A 1,059-nucleotide genomic window follows, 5' to 3' on the forward strand; every position below is an offset into this window, starting at 1 on the left:
GGACGACGGTGTCGGGGCAGGCTTCCAGGACACGTCGCACAGCGGTCGGGGAGATCACGTCTCCACCGGTGAAGACCTCACGCACCCCGGCAAAACACTCCGGAGCCTCCTCCGCGATCACCCGGAACAGACCCGCCGTCACATCCAGACCAGTGATCCCCTCCTCCCGCAACAACCGCGCAACCGTACCCACCTCCAGATCACCCGGCGGCGACACCACCACCCGGCCACCCCGCAACAACGGCACCCACAACGCATACGTCGACGGATCGAAAGCAAACGACGCCAACAACAACACCCGCTCATGCCCCACACGGAACAGACGATCACCCGCCAGCTCCAACACATCCCGATGCGTAACCCCCACACCCTTGGGCTCACCCGTCGACCCCGACGTGAACATCACATACGCCAACTGCTCCGGCAGCGACACCACACCCGGATCCACCACCGACAACCCACCCGCCCACACATCCTCAACCACCACCACCGAACAACCACCCGGCAGCCCACGCCCCGCCATCACACGATCCGCCACCACCACCGAGGCACCCGCCTCACCAACAATCCACTCCATCCGCTCAACCGGCAGCCCCACATGCAACGGCAGATACACCCCACCCGCCTTCAACACCGCAACAATCGCCACCACCGTGTCCACCGACCGCTCCATCACCAACGCCACCGGCGACTCCGCACCCACCCCCAAACCAATCAACCGATGAGCCAACCCATTCGCCCGCTCATCCAACTCCCGATACGACAACTCCCGACCCGCACACGAAACCGCCACCGCATCCGGCGAACGCCGCACCTGATCCGCAAACCGCTCCTGAACCGACCCCTCAAACACCACCCCACACGCCGAATCGTTCAACCCCACAACAACCCGACGCCACTCCTCCCCACCCAACACATCCAGCACCGAAACCCGACACCCCGGATCCGCCACCACCCCCGACAACACCCGACCCAACCGCTCCACCAAACCCACCGCGGTCACCCGATCAAACAAATCCACCGCAAACGTCAACTCAACATCGACACCCTCCGCATCGA

The 1,059-nt window shown here is 64.2% G+C and carries 1 protein-coding gene; it reads right to left on the reverse strand.

The annotated features are described in order from the left end of the window. On the reverse strand, nt 1-1,059 hold a 1,059-nt coding region (locus ACIQTP_RS47015), incomplete at both ends, for an AMP-binding protein (RefSeq protein WP_403412415.1).

It is taken from the genome of Streptomyces sp. NPDC090798 (genome assembly GCF_044768965.1).
In the GTDB taxonomy this organism is placed as follows: Bacteria; Actinomycetota; Actinomycetes; order Streptomycetales; family Streptomycetaceae; genus Streptomyces.